This is a genomic window from Proteiniphilum propionicum (assembly GCF_022267555.1).
GTDB lineage: Bacteria > Bacteroidota > Bacteroidia > Bacteroidales > Dysgonomonadaceae > Proteiniphilum > Proteiniphilum propionicum.
The window spans coordinates 424,613-445,917 of the sequence record NZ_CP073586.1 but is presented as its reverse complement, the minus strand read 5'-3'; the positions used below and the strand labels follow the sequence as shown (position 1 = coordinate 445,917).

The window sequence follows — 21,305 nt, the reverse complement described above, 5'->3', positions numbered from 1 at the left end:
TTGTTATTCTGTTTGTTGTTTCTTGTCCTTGAAATCTAATCTTGCATCTATTTCTTTGATCTCTCCACTTGTCATTTTTACACTCCATTTATCCGAACAAAGATTTTCCCATAATTTCTCTCCGGAAATTACTGAAGGGATATAGACTATTTTCATGGAAGGAGTATCATTGTCATCTAAAAATGTCTCCAGTCTCAAAACTCCTTCGTTTAAAGAGAGGTAACTAGATAAATAGGGAATATTTCTCGAATAGATTGGTTTGTCAAGTTCAGGAAAGGGTACCACCAATGATGCAGAGTCTAATCCGGCAAATTTCTTAATATTCTCCTTATAACGTGAATTGTATTTATTGAAATGCCTTTCCAGAAAATCTCTCCGTGTAATAGTATCGGTTTCCGTTTCAATTTTCACAAATTCAAAATTCAAATCTCTTATATTCTCTTGCCCATCGGCCGAACGAATGATAAGCTGCCTTTTCTCTACAATATTTTTTAGGAACTCTTTATCAACGGGTTCGTCAATATCCATATACAGATGTACGGTTAGCGGACATGAAAACTTGGTCTCAATTCCAAAATACTTATCATTTCCATATTGTCTGAACTGCATTCCGAGATAATTCGGATCTAATTTATCGTACATCTTTTCGGTATACATTGTAATTACTTTAATCAGACTGTCTGATAATTCGGGATTTACAATCTTGAACTTCACAGGCGTATATGTTGCTCCCATGATCTCCTCTTCGCTTGTTTGAGTTGGATCGTAGAGGATGTTTGCAGTTTGAGTTTTAACAAAAGTAGATACACCATAAACACCGGGAACACGACGTAACTTTGCGGAAAATGCTTTTGAACTACCGTAACAATGTACAGAGCTTAGTCCTTCCATTTTGAATGTTTTAAGCTTTACATCTTCGATGTTATCACCCCATGTTTCATTGATTGTAGGCATTTCCCACTTAGAACCAATAATCAATGCAATGATAAATAGAACTATTGTTAATATGGCCGGTAACCAGCGGTTATATTTCTTCTTGTTGAATGTAAGTGCATCAGAAGGACAAGCCGATAGACACTCGCCGCATAGAGTACAATCCACTTCCTTTACAACTTTGTTTTTGTCAACAGGGAGGTTGTAGGGGCATTTTTTGGAGCAAAGTCCGCAGTCAGTACACTTTCCCTCATCCTTATTCACCTTTATCAATGGGAAGACTTTGGGTTTTACCATGAAAACTTCAAGGATATACCCCATAAGGCAGGCTGTTATCAAAAGATATAACCATGGAATATTTAATCCTAACTGAATAAGAATTATATATAGGATTATCATGGATAAGAACGAAATGGTAAACTTGAACAGGTTACTTAATGCGCCCAAAGGACAAACATATTTACACCAGAACAATTTAATGAAGAAACTTCCTAAGAACAGGATTACTAAAGAAGCAACTGCCATCCATAATGTGATCTCCCCATGAAATCCGGTAGCAGCTGCATAGTAGGGATCGAAATTCTTACAGAATAGTTCAGATGTACTCAATGTCATGTAAAAAACGATAAATAGGAGTATGTATTTTACCGATCTGAGAATTTTATCTACAACGGTTCCGTTCGCAATTTCAATCCCTTTAATCTTTGTCTTTTTTCGAAACTTAAACATATATTCCGAAACCAATCCTACAGGGCATAAGTAACCGCAGAACAACTTGCCAAAGAGAATTACTCCCACTCCAAGTGCCAGGCCCATCAAAACCTGAACTGTGGTCATACTGCAGGCTAAAGTTTCGCTGGATAGGTAAGATCCAAAAGCTTGAAGGCCGCCAAAAGGACAATACGCTTCCGGATCGGAAGAAGTTTTAGAGAAAACATTGGTCATTGTGATGATTATTGCAAATAATACACCCCATTGCAGTAGATGTCTGAACCAATTTTTTTTGAAATGTCTCGAAAATAGTTTCATAATTTATTTTATTGTATTAATATATTGTTGTATCGTTATTCTTTTCGCTGTTTCTTCTAAAAAACATAGCTCGTTGATAAAGACAGAAATGATCTCTTCTGTTTGTTTTTAGCTACTATCTTGTGGTATTTCATACAGAATTCTAAAGCATAATTTTTATCCGGATTCAATAAGTGACGATACCTTGCTCCAACATTGATGTTTGTTCTGGAGGCATTACGGTATTGATAATCTATTTCCAACAATCTCTTATTTAGTTGCAGCATGCCTAAATTGCCTGAGCTTTCCGAATTTAATGAGTTCCCTTCATCTGAACCTTTAGAGAATGCTACCCCGGCTTCCAGTTCAATTATATTTTTTTGCTGAGGATAGAAATACTTCCTCCCCTCAAAGTACAAAGTATTGATGTTAAAATGTTGATTGTAAGTCTCGGGGAAAATTTTGTAAGTTTTCTCGTTAATCATCCTGTTAAACCCAGCTGTTAGGTTGAAATTATATTTCCAGTCGGTTTTTTTATAGCAAAAGCGATAAGCAACATCTAGTTCTTTAATGGAAGTCATATATCTTAAAACGCTCCCTTTTTCATAATATTCCCACGATTTAATTTCTCCCGGAACCTGCTCATAATTATTAATTATGTAATTCGAAGCCCTTTCGTTGCTGTTTAGATTAAATTTTATAAAATGATTGGAGCTGTTTCCTAAAAACTTGATAGAACCGCCATAATGGTAGTTTAGCAACTCTTCACGACTGTACTTTTTGGTAAGAGATATCCCTTCGTAGTTGTTGAGTTTCCCATAATTCATTTCTAATTCATTGAACCACTCGAGATTATTGTTATTGTAGTCAAGTTGAAATGCCCCTCCAAGTAAATTAAAAAAATAGCCTCTTTTAAGAATGGTTGCTGAAGTTATTCCTGATTTGGCCATAAAAAACAGTCCTTCCATGTAGTATATGTTTTTCCCTGTCAAATCTCCGATAAAATCATAGGTCACTCTGTCTACATCGTACTTATAGTTGAAGTTCAGACCTGTAGTGAAATTTGCAGTTTTGTGGGTAACACCAGGTTTTATACATATTGACGAATATACATTCGAGTTTCTTCCATCAGTTCTTTTTGCCATTGTTGCAGTGTGATAACTAATGCCAATTCCCAATGCTGTTTTATTAGTCAGGGCATATGCAATTTTTCCGGACATGTCGTAACTCTCGCTTAGGACTTTCCCCGGAATTGAGTCCAGCATAGGGTTTGTTGTAAAGTCAGGTATGTAGTTGCCTAGCCAGGTTTGATTCTTTTTGGTGTCATATTTGTATGTGAAATCACCATAAAAAAGCAGTTTCTTAACTTTCCTATAAGCTTGTGTAGCAACTCCGAAATTAAATAAATTTTCAGCCGAATTGTAATTTCTGTAATCACCACTCTCAGAATTGTAAAAGCCTCCAACAGAAGCATAATCCTGAAACTGATAATAGGCCAGTCCCGAAACATTATCAGAAACAGCCCATGGAGCACGTAATTGTATTTCTTCTAATGTGTAGTCAATTTTTTCATTTTTATCGCTTGCCTGTGCGAACATGTTGAATGTCATTAACTGCCATGATACCCATGCTCCTAGTATAATTATATATCTTTTTTTCATGAAATAAATATTTAAAATATAACGGGTTAAATAACGCCAGCTTATTGATTATATAAAGTAGGATGAGGTATAACTTCGAAATCGTTGGATGAATTGTTCGTGTCCATATATACTATTCTTCCACCTGTTTTTTCCGTTTCTTCATTGTCGACTTTTCTTATGATACTCTGTCCCTGACCCGATCCTGATATCATTGCAAATCCGTTATCAATCTCTGGCATGAATCTTTTGGTATCTGTGGGATTTCTAAGGCATTCAACAGCATCTAAAATAAGATTTTTATCAACAAGCAAAGCGCTTAAATTAATGTTTGAGGAGTTCGGATTTAACGCGTAATTGTCCAGAATATACTGTTCAATACTCTTTCCACCCAGGGTAAATATAAAAAATCCTGGACTGAAATTAGAAATTACAAAAGCTTTTGCACTCCCAATTTTCCAAATCCCCTCAAGTAATTTGACACCCGCTTCGGGAGTAGCATGGCTAGGGGTCATGATGGGATCATAAATGGCCCAATATCCTGGTCTCCCTAAGTTTACAGAGGTTTGCACAGATGCGGAGTGATCTATAGCATTGAGTGCTAAAACCACTTCCCGGCCAGGTTCAAGAATGTTGTCTTTACCGGTTCCGGGAAACATCCATACCATGGATGCTGCCGGAATGGAATCTCTCAGTTCCGAGGTCCCCGGTTTTACCCAATCAGACAAACGTCCGTTGGTGGGAGCATTAAATGGATAAACCACACCTAAACACAATGAATCAAGGTATGCGTCCTGATCTGAGTTATTATATAGGATAATGTATTTGTCAGTAGTATAGCTTTTGCCTGTTTCTTCGTTGAAACATCCCCCAAAATACAACTCTTTGAATACAATCTGACTCGATTTCGATGCTGTAAGCTCAATTTCAACGCTGTTTGACTGGGATATCGCATCAATTTTTTCAGACATTCCGTTAAAGAGGTAAAGGATTCCTCCCGAATCTCTAAAGGATGTTTCGGTTGACGCTATGTAGTAACCTGGAGCAACTCTGATTTCTGCAACCCCCTGTTCATCGGTAATGCCTTTAAACTGAAGACCTGCTGTGTTATCGTAAAGTATAACCTTTAATCCTTTTACAGGATAATCATATCCTTCTGGCATTTTTACGCTTACAATAACAGTTCCACTTAATTCTGCTTCACTGAATTCATCTGATCTGATATTCTCGAGGCAAGAAGGAATAATTAAAATGAAGCTTATAGAAATAATACTGTATAAATATCTTTTCATTTTATTTGATTTTAATGTTTTTGAAATTTTTCTGGCGCTGTGTTTGCACCCAAGTATCTGATGATCAAAATTTAAATTTCACTTCTGCTCCAAAATATATATCTGAATTTAATCGGTTCCCAATTGCATTAGGACGTGCTTTATCCTTCATGATCGGCGTATGATTTGTAAAATTATTTGCATAAAACGATAGGGAGGTGTTATCGCCAATTTCCTTTGTCAGTCTTATATTAGCCATCATATATGGTTTATATCCTGTTGGCAGAAAGTAGTAGCTGTTGTTTGTAGTTTCCCTTAAAAGAGCGAGCCGAGTTTTTAACACAGGATCGTTGGTGGTGTGAAAATCTGAAAACGGATGTCTGTTTCCATCAAAACCTATGTAATATGTTGGATCTCTATAGATATCCTGCAGCACATTTTTGTTTGAAAAATCGTCATATATCGGCTTCCCATTCTGATCTTCAATGTATGAGTTTGCCGGATCAAAAATATATCGCGATTGATTGAACCAGATAAACTGAGTGGTTAATGAAACAATCATTCTAATTGCAGGAATGTTTGTTACAAAATTCAGATTGGTGTTAAACCTTCTGGCACTGTTACCGATATTGCTGCCGGTATTTTTGTCGAATACTGCTAAATAGGGGAAGACCTCCTGTGGATTTACCGGATCGTTACTGTTTATCTTTTTAAGTTCTTCTCCATCTTTACTGTCTTCCGTTTTCAGGTAAGCACCGTTAAGAATAACCGTAGTGTTCAGTGCCTCGATTTTAGGGAATGACATTGAATATTCAATGCCCCATTTATCTATTTTACCCCGGTTATCCGGCCTGCTAAATAATTTAAAATCATTTCGGAGTGTATGGGATACTTCAATGTAATTTCCTGTTTCATCTTTTGCATATACGGTGCCGTTCTCAAATTTTGGATCAGCATTTTCTCCGGTCAAGGCGTTATAATATTTAATAGTATTAGTCTTGAAATTAACATTTTGGGTAATACCATCAACCAGTTTTTCTTTAAAATAGGTAATCTGTGCATTAATTCCGGAAATGTTTACATCAATACCCATCTCCATATTATAGGTCTTGTTGGGTTTTAAGTTATATGGCAGCAGTTCATCAATAATATCGGTCTGTATTACCGCAAGTGACTTGTTGGCTTCCGTACTGCTATAACGGAATAGGTTATAATCCATATAAATCGGTGCAGGATACAGATAACCGATCGATGGCAACTTTTCCATTATTCCCCAACCACCCCTGAAGTTTAATTTTCTCAGGCCACCCCTGAATTTAGGTTTGAATAGTTCGTATCTCGCATTAAACCTGGGCTCAACAGTAGGATTATAATTATATCCTTCCAGTTTCATTTTGGTTATACGAGCTCCACCTACAAGTTCCAGAGTGGATTTTTTTATTGGTATTTTAATTTTTTCTTCGGCGAATAAGCTGATGTTGTCCATGAAAGGGATCTCTTTATAATTACGTTCTCTGAAAAAGGGAGGAGTTGCATCGGTATAATAACTACCCCTTCCTTTGTTTCCATCATGGTTATATTCAAATCCAAGTAAACTGGCGAATAGGGTTTTTCCCATCAACTTATTAAGATTCCCATGAATTTTGGCATTAAAGGAAAGTGGAACACTTTCCAGCCAAAAATCTTCCTTATAGAGAAGTTCTGTAAAATAGCCTTCTGATATTCCTGGCACTTTAGTGTTTGTTGTTGGAGTGGGGGTTCTGTTTATGACGGTGTATTGATTTGTTTTTTGTTTTTGATAGACTGCCGAAATATTGTAGTTTAGCACAGAAATGTAGGGTTTATTAAGCATCCAGGACCCATAAATGGATGTGTTTAAATTATTTGTAGAGGACTTGGAAAAGTCTTCTTTTGAGACATCCGGATCTTGTGTGACATTATTGGAGGTAAAGTTACCATTAACCTTGAAATTAAACCTGAATGGCGTTTTTTCTTTATTGAAAGTATTGGAGTAAGTTAATCCAATCGTTGTCCGGTCAAAGATATCAACAGGCGAGATATTTTTCTTGAAAGCCTTGGCGTAATCCATGCTCACGTTTAAAAATCCCACGTTATATGGCAGCCTGTATCCTTTATTAATTGATCCAGCTTTTGTCCTTGGATCAGATTTTATCCTCACTTCGTAGGGTGTCATACCTGCCTTGGTTTTCACTACAATCGCGCCTGAGGTCATATCACCATACTGAGCCGAAAGTACTCCTGTCATAACTTCTACCGATTCGATATTGTCAGTTGGGATTTTTCTGTAGTCGAATGTGGCACTTTCTACCTCTGCATTATTGGATACTTTATTACCATCAATCAGTAAGCCTACTCCGGCAGCATTTAACCCGCTAAAATCCTTGATGCTCCTTATGGTTATTTTGTTCTGAGTAGTTAGATTGGGATTGTTTGTAAGTGCACCCGGCATAAGTTGCATAACATCTGCAAGGCTCGATGGCTGAAGGTGATCAATAGAAGCCTTTTCCATTATATGAGATGAGTTTATTGCCCCTCCTGACTGAGCTGTAACTATAACATCATCAAGTAACAAATTGCTGGGCTCCAGCAAAATATTCAATTTTGAAATATCCTTTGTTACACTTATCGGGATAGAGTAGGTGACATAGCCCATACTCGATGCTTCAAGAGTATATTCACCGGGAAGGACGTTCTGGATGGAAAATTTACCGTTTTTGTCACTCGTTGCCCATAAATTGAGCTCTTTTAATACTACGACGGCAAAAATAATTGTTTCTCTATCTTTGGAATCGATTATTGTACCGTTAATGGCAAAACCATTTTTTTTGGTTTCCTTTTTTTGATTAATTGGTTTTTCAAAAACGATTTGTTCTTTTTCTTCGTCCAGGTAAAACACAATTTGTTTATCGTAAATTTTATAATTAAAATTGCTTCCGTATGTGATGATGTGTAGGATATCTTCAATTGATTCATTCTTGACGTTGATATCAATTTTTTTACTCATCTCATCGTTCAGATTACCAGGTATAAGAAAAATGAAGTCGCTTTTTTTCTCAATTTCAGAAATCACTTGCTTAATGGATACATTATCAAGCCTGATGCTGATATAAGTCTCCTGTGAAAAGGTTGTTGCGTTTGCAGAAAGAATTACAGCAAGTAGTAATACATTCAAAACCTTGAACATTTTAAATACCATTTTGGCATTATCAGGTTTTCCCTGTTGTCTTATACATTTATTCTTCATGCGAAATACTTTTATTGGTTACATTGTGTGTGATAATATAATGATTGAAAAGTATGGTTATGTAGATGATAAACAATGAGATGATAATTATTTTAGCCATTTATACTGAAAACATTTTGTTAGTTGTAATCTATTTTGCGATCTTTTTATTATTTCTTATGTAAATTGTGTTATTTTCTTTCTTATATGTTGTGTTAGATAGTATTGCGATTGATTTCATTACATTGTCTATATTATCAGAAAGATATAGTTTCCCATTGCATGTAAGACCTTTCAGGTTTGTAGCATTTGTACATTTTAACGAGAAATTATAATTTCGTGCTATGTAATTCAATAAATCCTCTACGGGCGTTTCATTAAGTATTATATACCCTTTAGTCCAGGTGATATATTGCGATGCATCAACCTGACGCTTGCTAAATGAGTGATTGTTATTGAGTAATGCCATTTCGTTTGGCATAAGCAGAAAATCTATATCTTTTTTTGTTTTTTTTGCCATTAAATTCACTTTGCCTTCCACTAGTACAACAGTCTGTGGCTGTTTTTCATACGCCGAAATACAAAATTTTGTTCCTAACACGCTGACACAAAAATCGGATGTTTTAACAAAAAAAGGTGCTTTTTTATTTTCAGCCACTTCTATATACATCTCGCCTGTTATTGATATTTCGCGCTTATTTTCTTCGAACTCTGAAGGGAAGGTCAGTGTAGAACCTGAATTGAGCCAAATCTTTGTTCCGTCGTAGAGGGTAACTGTTGTACGTTTTCCGTAAGGTACTATAAGTTTATTGAGCCCATTCTTGCTCATTGCAATTTCAACCTCTCCCCCTTTGTTATCATCTGGGATTCTTGCTATACCCATTTTATCAATTTGCAAACTGATATTTTTATCAAACAATGTTGTCTTACCAGTAGTTATAAGCTGAATACTTTCAGTCTCATTTTGATAGATTGATATTTGTCCGGTGGAGCCAGATTGAGATATTTGATATATAAACATTCCTATTAATAGCAGAATTGAAGCTACTGTCCCGTAACTTACTAATCTTAGGATTCTCTCTCTCTTTTTCTCTTTGTTTTTTCTTTTTTGCTGTACTGAAAATAATATCTCCTGAAGGATTTTTTCTTTTTTCTCTACTTTGAGATATCTTTTTGGAAAAGACTTTTTTTTCAGGTATCCATCAGCAATATCAATTTCCTTCTGTAATTCAAGATTTTGTTTTATCAATACATTCCAATATCTGTCTAATTCTCTTGAAGGAGAAAATCGCCACAATAGATATTTTTTATCTCGTAGCAATTCAGAATGAGTTTTATGAAAAGGGCGACTATTGCTTATCATAATTGGGGAAAATTTTGTTGATAAAATCTATTTAAAGATTTTATAACGTATTAACAAGACAGATAAAACTTGGGAATGTCGCCTGTATTTAGTAAAAATAATGATAAATTAACAAATCCACATCCTTTGCATACAAAATCCAGAAGAATAGTTCACTATTGCAGAAGAGGAGAAGGGAAATGAAATGGCGCTGTGGATAATTCATATATCAAGTATGTGAAATAAATAATAAATATTATACCATCGTATTTATTACGTAAGGTTAACAAGGCTTTATATACCAATTTACGGCAATTATCATAATTAATATCCATTATCTCCGCTACATGTTTATAATCCTGTTCCTGAATAAAGTGAAGATAGATGATTTCTCTTTGTCGCGGAGATAAGAGAGAAAGCATTTCTTCAATCTTTTTTTCGATCTCATCTGACTCTTCCCCTTTAATTAACCTGCTTTCCGGTGTGTTTTGAGTATCAGTAAAAAGAGTGTCAAGTAGAGTCGAATTGTTGAAGGTTATTGTGAAGCTCTCTTTTTTATATAAATCTATCAGCCTGTTGCGAAGAGATTTAAATAAATAGAATTTTATGTTTGAGATCTTTTTTATATCTCTATTTAGTTCACATAGATTGACAAAAACATCTTGTATAGCATCGATGATATCGTATTCTTTAAAACCTAAATAAATGGCGTAAGTATACATGTCATCCACATAATTATTGTATATTTCCGCAATATTTCCACAACTTGGCATACGTACAAAACCCTTTAATACACTTGCTGAAAAAAGTCAACAATTGTGCTGCTTACATTTGACTATATAAATGTCATGCAAAAATACAAATATATGTTCAAAAGTTTAAATAAAAGTTGCATTCGACTTTCTACCTGTGTATTTTCCTTGTATTGATTGATTTAATATCTGTTTTTCATTTTTGCCCCCGCTGTTTCAAGAGTCAACTTTTTTCAAGAGGAAGTCATTTTATTTGCCATTAAAGATATAAACTTTGTTTTTTTTAATTGAATACTTAAATTTATTTGTTTCTGCCATTATTCCAAGTATCTCTTCCAGATTATTTGTTTCAATAATGAAGCTCCCGTGGAAAACTAAACTCTCAAGGCCCTCAGATTCAAATGAAAATGCCACATCAAACTGTCGTTCGAGCTCTTTGGAAATTGTTAATAAAGGGATTTCATCCCAAAAAACTTTATTATTAATCCATTGCTCAGCATAGTCGGCGTTTTCAGCCAGTGTATAAATCTGATTTACTTTATTAAAAGATATTGTTTGATTGGGTTTCATTATGTACTCCTTATTAGCACCTGATAAAGCTATAGACCCCTCCAGCAGCGAAATTTTCATATAATCCTCGTCACTGTAATTCTTGATATTGAACTTTGTGCCTAAAACTCTAATTTGTGTGGAGTCTGTTTGTACAATAAATGGATATTCTCCATGTTGTACTTCGAAGTATCCTTCTCCTGTTAATTGAATATTACGGTTATTCCTGCCAAATTTCTCAGAGTATGATAATTTAGAGTCGGCGTTCAACCAAACAACGGAACCATCGGGTAGCTTCATTTTTAATTTAGATTTTCGAGGGGCATATACCTCAGAGATAAGCAAATTTTCAGGAGTGTCCTTAAATACGTTGGTTATTAGTGTGGTAGTGACCAATAGTAAAATTATAGCTGCTGCATACCCGGCATATCTAACAAGCCTATCCTTTCTTTTAGTAACCTCCTTTTTGCGAATCCGCTCCAAAAATCTGGCGTATGCACCTTCAGCATAAAAATGGTTAGTATCATGCCCGGAAGATAAAAGCCAGATGTGTTTCAGCTTTTCAAAATGTTTTTTATTTTCCGTGCTTGCGTGCACCCAGTCATTCAACTTGTGTAGATCTTTCTTGGCAATGTTTCCGGAAAGAAAATCATATATCAATTTTTCAAATTCTTCTTTCATATAATCATAAACTTAATTTTCTTTTGAAAACTATATCTGTGTCACAGATAAGACAGTTTTTCATTATAGTAAGTATAGTGAATTTTATGGCATTTAATATTAATTAAACATATTCATCATAAAAAAAATGATAAAGGGAAGATATAACTCCATTGATTCCTTTAATTTTTTTAATGCGCTCCCCATGTGATATTTTACGGTGTGTACAGTTATTCCCATAATTTCTGCAATCTCCTTTTGCTTTTTATTTTCAAAACGGCTTAACAGGAACACCTGTTTGGTTTCAGGCGACATTGTTTCAATTGTGTTTCTGATGATTGACACTAGCTCTGCGTGCTCCAGATCTTGAAGAGGATTGTCTCCCATTGACCACAAATCACTGAAGGCTTCTATATCATCCTGTGAACAGGATGTTTCTCTTCTCACGTATTCAAGTTGAAGATAATTTATGCATTTATTGGCCACACTTCTGAAAAGATAACTTCTCAACGAAGTGTGAATTTCAATTTTAGAACGATTTTCCCATAGGCTATATATTAAGTCTCCAACTATTGATTCTGATAAATAAGAATCTGCCAGATATCCTTTTGCAATACGGCAGAGATCTGAATAATAGATTTTGTAAATATATTGAAATGCTTCCTCTTTACCTAATTTCAAGCCTTCAATAATATCTGTTTCTAGGTTTTTCTCCATAGCTTAACTAAAAGTTGCTTTTTTGTTTTTACCACTTTCATAATTGTATTCGCCAATAATATATTCACAAAATATTTTTGAAAATTAGGACAAATACACTTATAGACAAAAGTATTTACTCGAAAAACATATAATAATTTCGAAAGTATTAAATGAAAAATTCAGGTGTGGAAATTCATATTTTTTATAATTAAGTAAATATCAGCTCATATTATGTGTTAATAAACCAATTGACGAACCCAATACCAAACCATAAAGGTACAAATATTTTTAAAACTCAGATACTTTTCCATGTACTGCAAAGAGTCAAGTAAAAAAGGAGGGAAGCAATAAAATATTGCTCCTGACAAAAAACACTACTGATAAAAATGCACTTCTCACTATACCTTGAAGTGATACATCTGTCTTTATAGTGAACCGGGGAAATAAAAACCTGGTAGATGAATTATAAAAAACCATTTGAAGTAATGCGTGAAAAGCTGATAAGCTTAAAATTGAGATTAAAATTATTTGAGAAAAAAGGAGATTGAAAATCAGATATTTTATTAAAATTATTTTGTATGAAAAACTCATATTTTTTATTAAGCCTGTTTCTTGGGCTTATGCTTATTTCGTGTAAAGATGATGAGGTAAAAGTCTCATTATCAGAAGATCCGGGCTATGTTGTAAACCCGTTGATCTCTATTCAAGCTGAAGACGGTTCAGGGAACTGGATTGATGGAGTAATCGACCAAAACGAGAGGACGATTAATTTTGATTTCCGTATTCTGGAAGATCAAAGTGTGGTAAATGTTAAGTTGGAGTTGGACGAGGAATGGGCAAAGGCGGTCGATCCAAACAAAACAAATGCAGTTTTAGATTTAAGCAGCGGTATAACTCGTATCAGAGTGAATGACGGCGCCGATGATGTTGAATATACAATATTCGGCAAACATATTCAGTTATTGCAAAGAGTAGATGCAGTTTGTAATACTGAACATGTGACTGGAGATTTTGTGAATGGCTCTGCTTATCTGCGTTTCAAGCAAAACAGTGATTTTTCACGAGTAATCTTGGCTCCCATATTGAGTGATAAAGTGGAAATTGTATCAACAACCCCGTCGGGGAGTATTGATGAAAACGGGAATCTGATTGTAAATCTTGTAAATAATTTGACAATCACAGTTAAAGATAATATCACAAATATGACCAAAGACTATTTGGTTAGTGCAGTAAACGGCATTATTAATGCCGGGGATAACTGGAGAAATGTTACTGCAGATTTGAAAAATCAGTACGCCGGCATTGTTATTCCAGATTTCATGCAGATTTATGAAAATAATAATCTACATGGCAGAAACGGGAATAAAGGATGGCTGATTACTATTCCTGCAGGAAAAATCAACATGAAAGTTAGCTGGGATATGAGTATTGACAAAGGGGGATGGGATATGCCAAGCCCTGCACATCGTACAACGGCTATTATGGAGTCAAATACAGACTATTCTCTATTTATTCCGGGATTGTCAGGCCAGTTATGGTCGCCTACATTCTATTGCCTTGCATTGAACGACAATCAACTGTTGTCTGCACCGCATATCGGATACAATCCGGCCACAGCAATCAAAAACTGTCCGGGGACATTGGGTATTTCGGCCGAAGGAAAAGCAGAAATATCATATGCTGAAGTATTTGACAATGTACTGTATAAATTCTCAAACGGAGGGACAAACAAACAGGTTTCGAATGGAACACCCTGGACTCCTGTAACTGCTGTCAGCGGCTATTCTTATCCTTTGCAGGGAGGATCGGTAATGATTGGTGCTGAAAATAAATCGTCATATCAGACTTTTGCTACAAATGAAGGAAGGCATACTCCAATACGAAACGCTGCTTTGTCGGGCCATATCAATGGAAGTAATCCGTGGATATCAGACCGCTCTATACCTGTTGTAGACGGAGTTCCCATGAGCAGGCGTGCAGCAGGAATCACCCCCGATGGTGATCTGGTGTTTTTTGTAAGCAACCGATTCAGCAATACCTATAATATGGTTAAAAACGAAAAGGTGAATTGGAATACTCCCAGCGATGGTTCTTCATTGCGTGAAGTGGCCGTAGCCTTGCAAGAGGTAGGCTGTACAGATGCGATTGTTTTCGGAGAAAGTTATTTTGCACCGGTTGTCATTAAAGATAGCGAAAGAGGAATACCTTTAGGAAAGACCGCAGGAAGGTACGACTGGGAGCTAACCGGTAAAATTAAGAATCCCGACCAGGAAGGGACTACACAATCCTGGATGATGTTTAAATAAAAAATTAACAATCAGTTCAAAATACTAAAACAAATATCAATGAGTAAAATTATTAAACACTTGTTTTTCGTCTTATTGGCAGCGTTGCTTCCACTGTCAATCTATGCGGAGAAGGATGACCTGCATTTGCAGAGTGCGACATTAATTACAACTACCGACAATGGAGACGCTTTGAAGCAAGTGACCCTGAATTTGCAGAGCACAACAGTACGCGAAGCACTACAAGAATTGGAGGTTAAGGGAAATGTATTCCTTGTTTATGAGAAGAACGATATTGATTTATCACGTAAAATAACCGTAAGGGTTAATAATCAAACTGCTAGAGAAGCTCTAAATCAAATATTGCAAGGGCAGGAATTGGAATACAAAGTTAAAGGTGATCATATTATCATTACCCGCTCTGTAAAACAAAATTCGAATGAAAAAAGACGTATCAACGGTATTGTAACAGATCCAAATAATGAACCTCTTATTGGTGTTACGTTAACTATTCCGGGTACTAATACCGGTACAGTGACAAATGCAAATGGCAGGTTCGAACTGGAGATACCGGCAGATACAAAAACAATACAGGCTTCATATATTGGCTATGCAACACAAAAAGTTGGACTGACCGCCGGCAAAACCACTTTCAATATTGTATTGGATGAAGATGTTGCTCTTCTTTCCGAAGTAGTGGTAGTAGGTTACGGCACGCAGAAAAAAGTCAATCTCACCGGATCGGTAGCTACAGTAAATCTGGAAAAAGAATCCCGTTCACGTCCCCTGGTCAGTGCTTCACAGGCACTTAGTGGTATGACTGCCGGGTTGCAGGCAATGCAGGGCTCAGGGACTCCATATGGAGAAGGTTTCTCATTCAATATTCGTGGCGTGGGTACACTGAACAGTTCTTCACCGCTTGTACTGGTAGATGGAATGGAGCAAAGTTTGAATAACGTAGATCCAAACGATATCGCCTCAATTTCAATTTTGAAGGATGCTGCATCATGTGCCATCTATGGTAATAGAGGGGCAAATGGTGTTATTCTTGTGGCAACCAAAACCGGGAAGGCCGGCAAAGTGAGTGTGTCTTACAATACATTATTGTCTCTCAACCAGCCTACCAAATTAATTAAGACTGTATCTAATTATGCAAAATACATGGAGTTAATGAATGAATCGGCAATTAATATTGGCGAATCAGCTCCCTTTAGTGAAATAACTATAAATGAATGGCGTGAAGCAGAGAAAGATCCGAATGGAATTTCACTATCAGGATACCCTAATTACGTAGCTTATCCTAATACCGATTGGTATGATGAGATATACAGCAACGATTGGATGATGAAACATTCTTTGTCGGTTACAGGACAGGAGGGGCGCACAGGTTATAATCTCTCAGTATCTTATATCGATAACCCGGGCTTAATAAAGAACACAGGGTATCAGCGATACTTTATGCGCACAAATGTATATTCAGATATTACTAAATGGTTGCGTATCGGTACTCGTATGTGGGGCTATCACACAGATCAGAAGAAGAGCGATACAAATTCACTCAGAAATATTACTACCCAAAAAATGGTACCGGGGGTTTATCCCTTTTATGACGGGAAGTATGGTGCCCCCGAAGCAAATGAGGAAGATCCTCAGTCACATAACCCTTTGTGGGATATGGCTCAGTCGGAAGGACATATCAAGAATACGCAAATGTTTACTACCTTCTATACCAATATAAAGTTTTTGGAAAATTTATCATACGATATCAACTTAAACTATAAAGACTATCGCCATGAATTTATGGCTGTAGATACTGATTATGGGAAATATAGTTTTAAGAGTGACCAGTGGATTGCATCTCTGAAAGATCCTGCCGATCTGTACACACGCATGGGATATATTCGTGAGAATGACTGGAAGCTTACTCAACTACTCAAATATAACCAGACATTTGACAAGCATGAAGTGAGTGCTTTGATGGGGTTTGAAGAAGAGCGCTTTATGAAGAGAGTAACAAACACAACCAAGTTGGGACTCATTGATGCATCGGTAGGTGATCCGAGTTCGGCTACTACCCCTTCAGACATTAACGGCACAGGTGATGAGTTTACTTCACGTTCATATTTTGGACGTATAAATTATGCATTTGATAACCGCTATTTATTTGAAGCAAACATGCGTTACGATGGTTCTTCACGCTTTTCGCCCGATAACCGTTGGGGGTTATTTCCGTCAGTTTCTGCCGGATGGCGCATAAGTGAAGAAGCGTTTATGGAGGAACTTCCCGTCGATAATCTTAAACTGCGTGTTTCATGGGGAAAATTGGGGAATAACGCCATTGGAAACTATGAATGGCAATCTGTTTACAACTCCGCCAAATACGCATTTGGCAGAACCCTCAGCAATGGCTTGGCAGTGACATCTATCTCAAATAACCTGCTTGAGTGGGAAAGTACGGCAATTACGAATATAGGGGTCGATTTTGCTACATTTAACAACCGGCTGATATTTGAGGCAGACTATTATAATAAAGTAACCGATGGAATATTATACCGTCCCGATATGTATATGGTAATGGGAACTGCCAGTGGCCCGCGTCAGAATATCGCGGAAGTGACGAACCGTGGAATTGAAATGACATTAAACTGGCAAGACCGCATCGGTAAGGTGAATTATCGAGTATCGGGGAACTTTGCTTACAATAAGAATGAAGTAAGCAAATACAAAGGTGAACTTAAAAGAGGCTGGATGACAGACGAAAAGGGAAACCGGTTTTATCAAAGCAATATTGGAGATGTATCAACCGGAGGTATCACCCGTGTGATTGAAGGTAAGATTATTAATGAATACTATATGCTTCAACCATACAATGGCAACGGGAATCACTTTAATGCTGATGGTACCGTAAATATTAATGGTGGGCCCAAAGACGGTATGATTCGTACTGTTGATGACATGAAATGGATAAGGGCAATGGTTGATGCCGGTTATCAGTTTTACCCGCGGCAGAATGTCAGCAAGAATGGTATCTGGTATGGAGATTATATCTACGCCGATTTAAATGAGGATGGTGTGTATGGTAACGATGCAGACAATGATTTTCAGGAAAGTTCAAACGTGCCTAAATACAACTTTGGTTTTCAGGCTAGCGCAAACTGGAAAGGCTTCGACCTCTCAATGAACTGGTCTGGAGCAGCGGGATTCAGCCTCTACTATTATCGTTTGGCCTTGAACAGCAGTGCTACCATCAAAGGGTATGCCATCGGGGAAAAGATTGCGAACGATCACTATTTCTTCGATCCTAAAAATCCGGACGATGTTCGTACTAACATAACATCCAAAAACCCGCGTCTTACTAATAACTCGGGTAGCGATCAAAGCGGGATGAGACACTCGTCTGTTCACCTGCAAAAAGGAGACTATCTTAAACTGAAGAACCTGACTCTTGGCTATACTCTGCCTGAGACGATGTCGAAAAAAGTATATGCGCAAGATATACGATTCTTTGCATCAGGTGAAAACCTGTTTACCATTACCGGTTTTGAAGGGATGGATCCCGAAATGCGTACTGATATCGGCTACTCTACAATGCGTCAATATGCTTTTGGAGTAAATATTACATTCTAAAATAAATTTTAAAAATAATTTCATTATGAAAAGCAAAATAATAATATATCGGAAACTGGTAAAATGTCTATTTTTTGTTCTGCTTTTTTTGCCGTTTGCCGGATGTGAATCTGACTTTTTAGATACCACGCCGACGAATAATGTAAATGGCAATAATATCTGGACCAAAGCAAGCCTGGCACGCCAGGCTGTAAGGGGTGTGTATAATGTTTTTCTTGATCAATATTGCCCCCCCTCCGGTTCCGGCTTACTTGACTCCCATCGTATTCCATGGGATGCATATTCTTCTGTTATGGATACTGATAAAAACTGGATTAAACGAATGCCAAACTGCACTGGTGCTGCTACTCCTTCCAGTGGCTTGTTCAGTGATATATACAGACGTTACTACACCTTTATCTTTCGCGCCAATGATGTTATAGACAACATCAGCAAGGTGCCCGATATGACTGAGGAAGAGAAGCAACGCTCCATTGCAGAATGTAAATTCATTCGCGCATTTACCTATATGAGGCTGAATACTCTTTACAAGGGGGTTCCTTTATATATGAATGCTATAACAAGCCCGGAAAACGGTAACAAGTCCCGTTCTTCTGAAGCTGATGTGTGGGATGCAGTAATACAGGACCTGACAGACTGTATAAACGAATCGCACTTTCCCGATAAGTATAATTCGGGAGATCCAGAATATGGGCGTGCAACAAAAGGAGCAGCCTACACATTACGCGGCTTGGCATATATGTGGCAGAAAAACTGGGAGGAGGCTGTTAACGACTTCAACGCTGTAGGTAATTGTGGATTTGGGATCTTTAATCAAGGGAAAGACAGTTACAAAAAACTGCTTAAAATTGCCAATGAACAATGTGAGGAAATGATTTTTTCTGTACAGTGCATCAATCAATACGGATATGGAAACAGTAGAAACGTTACTTATGGCAATCGTTGTACAGCTGGTTCGATGTGGAATAATTATTTGCCTAACCCTCGATTTGTGGAATCATTTGAAACAGCAAATGGCGAAAAATTCAACTGGGACAACTATATTGAAGGATATAGTGCAATGAAAGATAAGGAACGTGTTGTATTCTTTTTGCGTGATGGGCTTACTCCAAAAGAGAAAGAACGTATGGCCGCTTATGGAGCGGATATGAGCAAGTATCTGGAAAGCGGCAATGAAGAGCGGATCAGAAAGGCATATCAAGACCGTGACCCGCGCCTGCAAATGGCTATTATTACTCCGTATGAACAGTATCACGGTGCCGCATCAGGAGTGGCACATACCTATACCCTGCGCTGGCCCTACCGGGGCTCTGACAATGCTGCTCCTTTCGATATCCGTACCGATACGAATGACAAGTTGTATTATCTCTGGAGAAAATTTGTTCCTGAAGGGTTGGAGCATACCGAACGCGATACGTATCCATTGGACTTGCCGTTACTGCGTTATGCAGAAGTGCTTTTGCTGAAGGCTGAAGCATTGAACGAATTGGGAGAGGCTCGTGCAGCAGAGGCTATTAGTTGTGTGAATGAAGTAAGACGCCGTGCCGGTCATGTTGAGTTGAACAGTGATGCATTCCCCGGTACTAAGGTTAACGGGCAGGAAGATCTCCGCAAGCGTATTCGTAACGAATTTTATTGGGAGCTGGGTGGTGAAGATTCTATGTATTTTCACGAGCTTCGTTGGGGAGTATGGAAAGACAAGAAGTTCGACAATAACAGGAACGGCCTGATGCAAATGTGGGGAGAAACAACCTATAACTGGTTCTGGTTAGGCGATCAATGCTGGACCTGGCCTATCCCTGCCAAAGAGATGGAGATGAATCCAAATCTTGTACAGAACGAAGGCTGGATAAATTAACGTTGATTTTAACAGTAAAAAAATAAAATTATCGAATGGAACTAACATTTAAACAATTACATCCAATAACATGATTGTTTGCGAGTTTCATAAGTTATAATGAAAAAAATTATTGAATGAAAAAAACAATATTTTTATTTGTAATATTATTGTGTGTTGTGATAGGTTGCTCAGGCGGTTCAGGTGAACTGCCGGGCAAACCTGATGACGGCGACAATGGGAACAAAGGTGGTGATACAAATTCCAATCCAATATCTTTTTCTAACCCGGTAGTGGGGAAACAGTTGCCTGACCCATCTGTGATTCGAGCAAAGGACGGATTTTTCTATCTCTATGCAACACAGCAGGAATATGCCTTTATGCCTATTTATAAGTCATCTAATATGACACAGTGGACATTCGTAGGTTCAGCTTTTACCGAAAAGCCGGATTGGCAGCCCAATACGCGTGTATGGGCACCTGATATAAACTATATTGACGGAAAGTATGTACTTTACTATAGCCTGGGACATTGGGACAGCCCAAAAAACAGCAGCATCGGCGTTGCCGTAAGCGATACCCCTGCAGGGCCATTTACCGATCAGGGGAAGCTGCTCGACTATAACACCGGTAATATGCAATGTATAGATCCCTGCTTTTTTGAAGAGAACGGGAAGAAGTATCTTTTATGGGGTAGCTTTGGCACAGGTAGTTATGAAGGAGGCATCCGTTATGTGGAGTTAAGCAATGATGGCCTCTCCATTAAGCCGGGAACGATGTCCGACAAAATTGCCGGTCCTTTGGTTGAAGGTATTATGATACATAAGCGTGGAAGCTACTATTATTTATTCGGATCCACCGGCACATGCTGTAGTGAAGCCAAGAGTACCTATCGTGTAGTGGTAGGGCGTTCCAAAAATTTAGCAGGCCCTTATGTGGGTAAGAACGGGACTCCTATGAAAAATAACGAAAGTTATAACGAGGTTATTTTACAAAGCAATAATCTTTTTGCCGGAACAGGACATAACTCTGAGATTATAACAGACGATAACGGTAACGACTGGTTTTTTTACCATGCCTGGCAGAAGTCTAAAATTGATAAGGGGCGCCAGCTCATGCTCGACAAGATACAGTGGAGCAGCGATGGATGGCCCTATATCACCAACGGTGCACCATCGTCAGTATCACGGTCGCCAGTTTTCAAGAATGAAGAAAAATAGCTGTCAGCCTGTTTTTTATAGACTACTGTTTTGACTCAGGGATAATGATACGCCTCTTTTTTAGAGGCTCGATGTTGAAGATTGAAAAAAGAGGGTGAAATCATACTTTGATTTCACCCTCTTCTGTTTTATACTCATTGCACGAGAACTATACTAGATATTCAACTCTTAGAGGCTGATTCTCTATTTTAATAGACTTAGAACCAGGCCTCTTTAATTATTGTTGATAACCGTTTAT

Annotated in this window: 12 protein-coding genes; 4 read left to right on the top strand and 8 right to left on the bottom strand. The window is 37.4% G+C overall.

Going from position 1 to position 21,305, the window contains the following annotated elements; genetic code table 11:
- Nucleotides 1-3: 3 nt before the first annotated feature.
- The 8 genes from KDN43_RS01655 to KDN43_RS01620 all read right to left on the bottom strand — a co-directional run bounded on the left by KDN43_RS01655 (nucleotide 4) and on the right by KDN43_RS01620 (nucleotide 12,116).
- Nucleotides 4-1,962, bottom strand: coding sequence for a 4Fe-4S binding protein (locus tag KDN43_RS01655; RefSeq protein WP_238867969.1), 1,959 nt, complete (start codon nucleotides 1,960-1,962; stop codon nucleotides 4-6).
- A 56-nt stretch (nucleotides 1,963-2,018) separates the two neighbouring features.
- Nucleotides 2,019-3,602 (bottom strand): DUF6850 family outer membrane beta-barrel protein, encoded by a 1,584-nt coding sequence (locus KDN43_RS01650; protein WP_238867968.1) that lies wholly within the window; start codon nucleotides 3,600-3,602, stop codon nucleotides 2,019-2,021.
- Nucleotides 3,603-3,643: 41 nt separating this feature from the next.
- Nucleotides 3,644-4,873, bottom strand: a complete 1,230-nt coding sequence (locus KDN43_RS01645) for a DUF4876 domain-containing protein (RefSeq protein WP_238867967.1) — start codon at nucleotides 4,871-4,873, stop codon at nucleotides 3,644-3,646.
- Nucleotides 4,874-4,937: 64 nt separating this feature from the next.
- Complete coding sequence (locus tag KDN43_RS01640) at nucleotides 4,938-8,117, bottom strand: carboxypeptidase-like regulatory domain-containing protein (protein WP_238867966.1); 3,180 nt, start codon at nucleotides 8,115-8,117, stop codon at nucleotides 4,938-4,940.
- A 130-nt stretch (nucleotides 8,118-8,247) separates the two neighbouring features.
- A complete protein-coding gene (locus KDN43_RS01635) occupies nucleotides 8,248-9,459 on the bottom strand; it encodes a FecR family protein (RefSeq protein ID WP_238867965.1) in 1,212 nt (403 codons plus the stop codon).
- 155 nt (nucleotides 9,460-9,614) lie between these two features.
- Complete coding sequence (locus KDN43_RS01630; RefSeq protein ID WP_238867964.1) at nucleotides 9,615-10,211, bottom strand: RNA polymerase sigma factor; 597 nt, start codon at nucleotides 10,209-10,211, stop codon at nucleotides 9,615-9,617.
- 228 nt (nucleotides 10,212-10,439) lie between these two features.
- A complete protein-coding gene (locus KDN43_RS01625) occupies nucleotides 10,440-11,420 on the bottom strand; it encodes a FecR family protein (RefSeq protein WP_238867963.1) in 981 nt (326 codons plus the stop codon).
- A 99-nt stretch (nucleotides 11,421-11,519) separates the two neighbouring features.
- Nucleotides 11,520-12,116, bottom strand: a complete 597-nt coding sequence (locus tag KDN43_RS01620) for an RNA polymerase sigma-70 factor (RefSeq protein WP_238867962.1) — start codon at nucleotides 12,114-12,116, stop codon at nucleotides 11,520-11,522.
- Between the two features lie 560 nt (nucleotides 12,117-12,676).
- Here KDN43_RS01620 and KDN43_RS01615 point away from each other — a divergent pair.
- The 4 genes from KDN43_RS01615 to KDN43_RS01600 all read left to right on the top strand — a co-directional run bounded on the left by KDN43_RS01615 (nucleotide 12,677) and on the right by KDN43_RS01600 (nucleotide 21,067).
- Nucleotides 12,677-14,404 carry a hypothetical protein gene (locus KDN43_RS01615; protein ID WP_238867961.1) on the top strand — a complete coding sequence of 576 codons (1,728 nt, stop codon included), beginning with the start codon at nucleotides 12,677-12,679 and terminating at the stop codon, nucleotides 14,402-14,404.
- 39 nt (nucleotides 14,405-14,443) lie between these two features.
- Entirely contained in the window at nucleotides 14,444-18,010 is a 3,567-nt protein-coding gene (locus KDN43_RS01610) for a TonB-dependent receptor (RefSeq protein ID WP_238867960.1), read from the top strand.
- Nucleotides 18,011-18,035: 25 nt separating this feature from the next.
- The gene (locus KDN43_RS01605; protein ID WP_238867959.1) at nucleotides 18,036-19,868 is read left to right on the top strand and encodes a RagB/SusD family nutrient uptake outer membrane protein; all 1,833 of its coding nucleotides are present in this window, start codon (nucleotides 18,036-18,038) and stop codon (nucleotides 19,866-19,868) included.
- Between the two features lie 116 nt (nucleotides 19,869-19,984).
- Entirely contained in the window at nucleotides 19,985-21,067 is a 1,083-nt protein-coding gene (locus KDN43_RS01600; protein WP_238867958.1) for a family 43 glycosylhydrolase, read from the top strand.
- The last annotated feature ends 238 nt before the right edge of the window (nucleotides 21,068-21,305 follow it).

Coding starts and splice junctions, on each gene's coding strand:
- KDN43_RS01655 (WP_238867969.1), bottom strand. CDS start 1,962: ATGAAACTATTTTCGAGACATTTCAAAAAAAATTGGTTCAGACATCTA.
- KDN43_RS01605 (WP_238867959.1), top strand. CDS start 18,036: ATGAAAAGCAAAATAATAATATATCGGAAACTGGTAAAATGTCTATTT.
- KDN43_RS01620 (WP_238867962.1), bottom strand. CDS start 12,116: ATGGAGAAAAACCTAGAAACAGATATTATTGAAGGCTTGAAATTAGGT.
- KDN43_RS01630 (WP_238867964.1), bottom strand. CDS start 10,211: ATGCCAAGTTGTGGAAATATTGCGGAAATATACAATAATTATGTGGAT.
- KDN43_RS01645 (WP_238867967.1), bottom strand. CDS start 4,873: ATGAAAAGATATTTATACAGTATTATTTCTATAAGCTTCATTTTAATT.
- KDN43_RS01610 (WP_238867960.1), top strand. CDS start 14,444: ATGAGTAAAATTATTAAACACTTGTTTTTCGTCTTATTGGCAGCGTTG.
- KDN43_RS01600 (WP_238867958.1), top strand. CDS start 19,985: ATGAAAAAAACAATATTTTTATTTGTAATATTATTGTGTGTTGTGATA.
- KDN43_RS01625 (WP_238867963.1), bottom strand. CDS start 11,420: ATGAAAGAAGAATTTGAAAAATTGATATATGATTTTCTTTCCGGAAAC.
- KDN43_RS01615 (WP_238867961.1), top strand. CDS start 12,677: ATGAAAAACTCATATTTTTTATTAAGCCTGTTTCTTGGGCTTATGCTT.
- KDN43_RS01635 (WP_238867965.1), bottom strand. CDS start 9,459: ATGATAAGCAATAGTCGCCCTTTTCATAAAACTCATTCTGAATTGCTA.
- KDN43_RS01650 (WP_238867968.1), bottom strand. CDS start 3,602: ATGAAAAAAAGATATATAATTATACTAGGAGCATGGGTATCATGGCAG.
- KDN43_RS01640 (WP_238867966.1), bottom strand. CDS start 8,117: ATGAAGAATAAATGTATAAGACAACAGGGAAAACCTGATAATGCCAAA.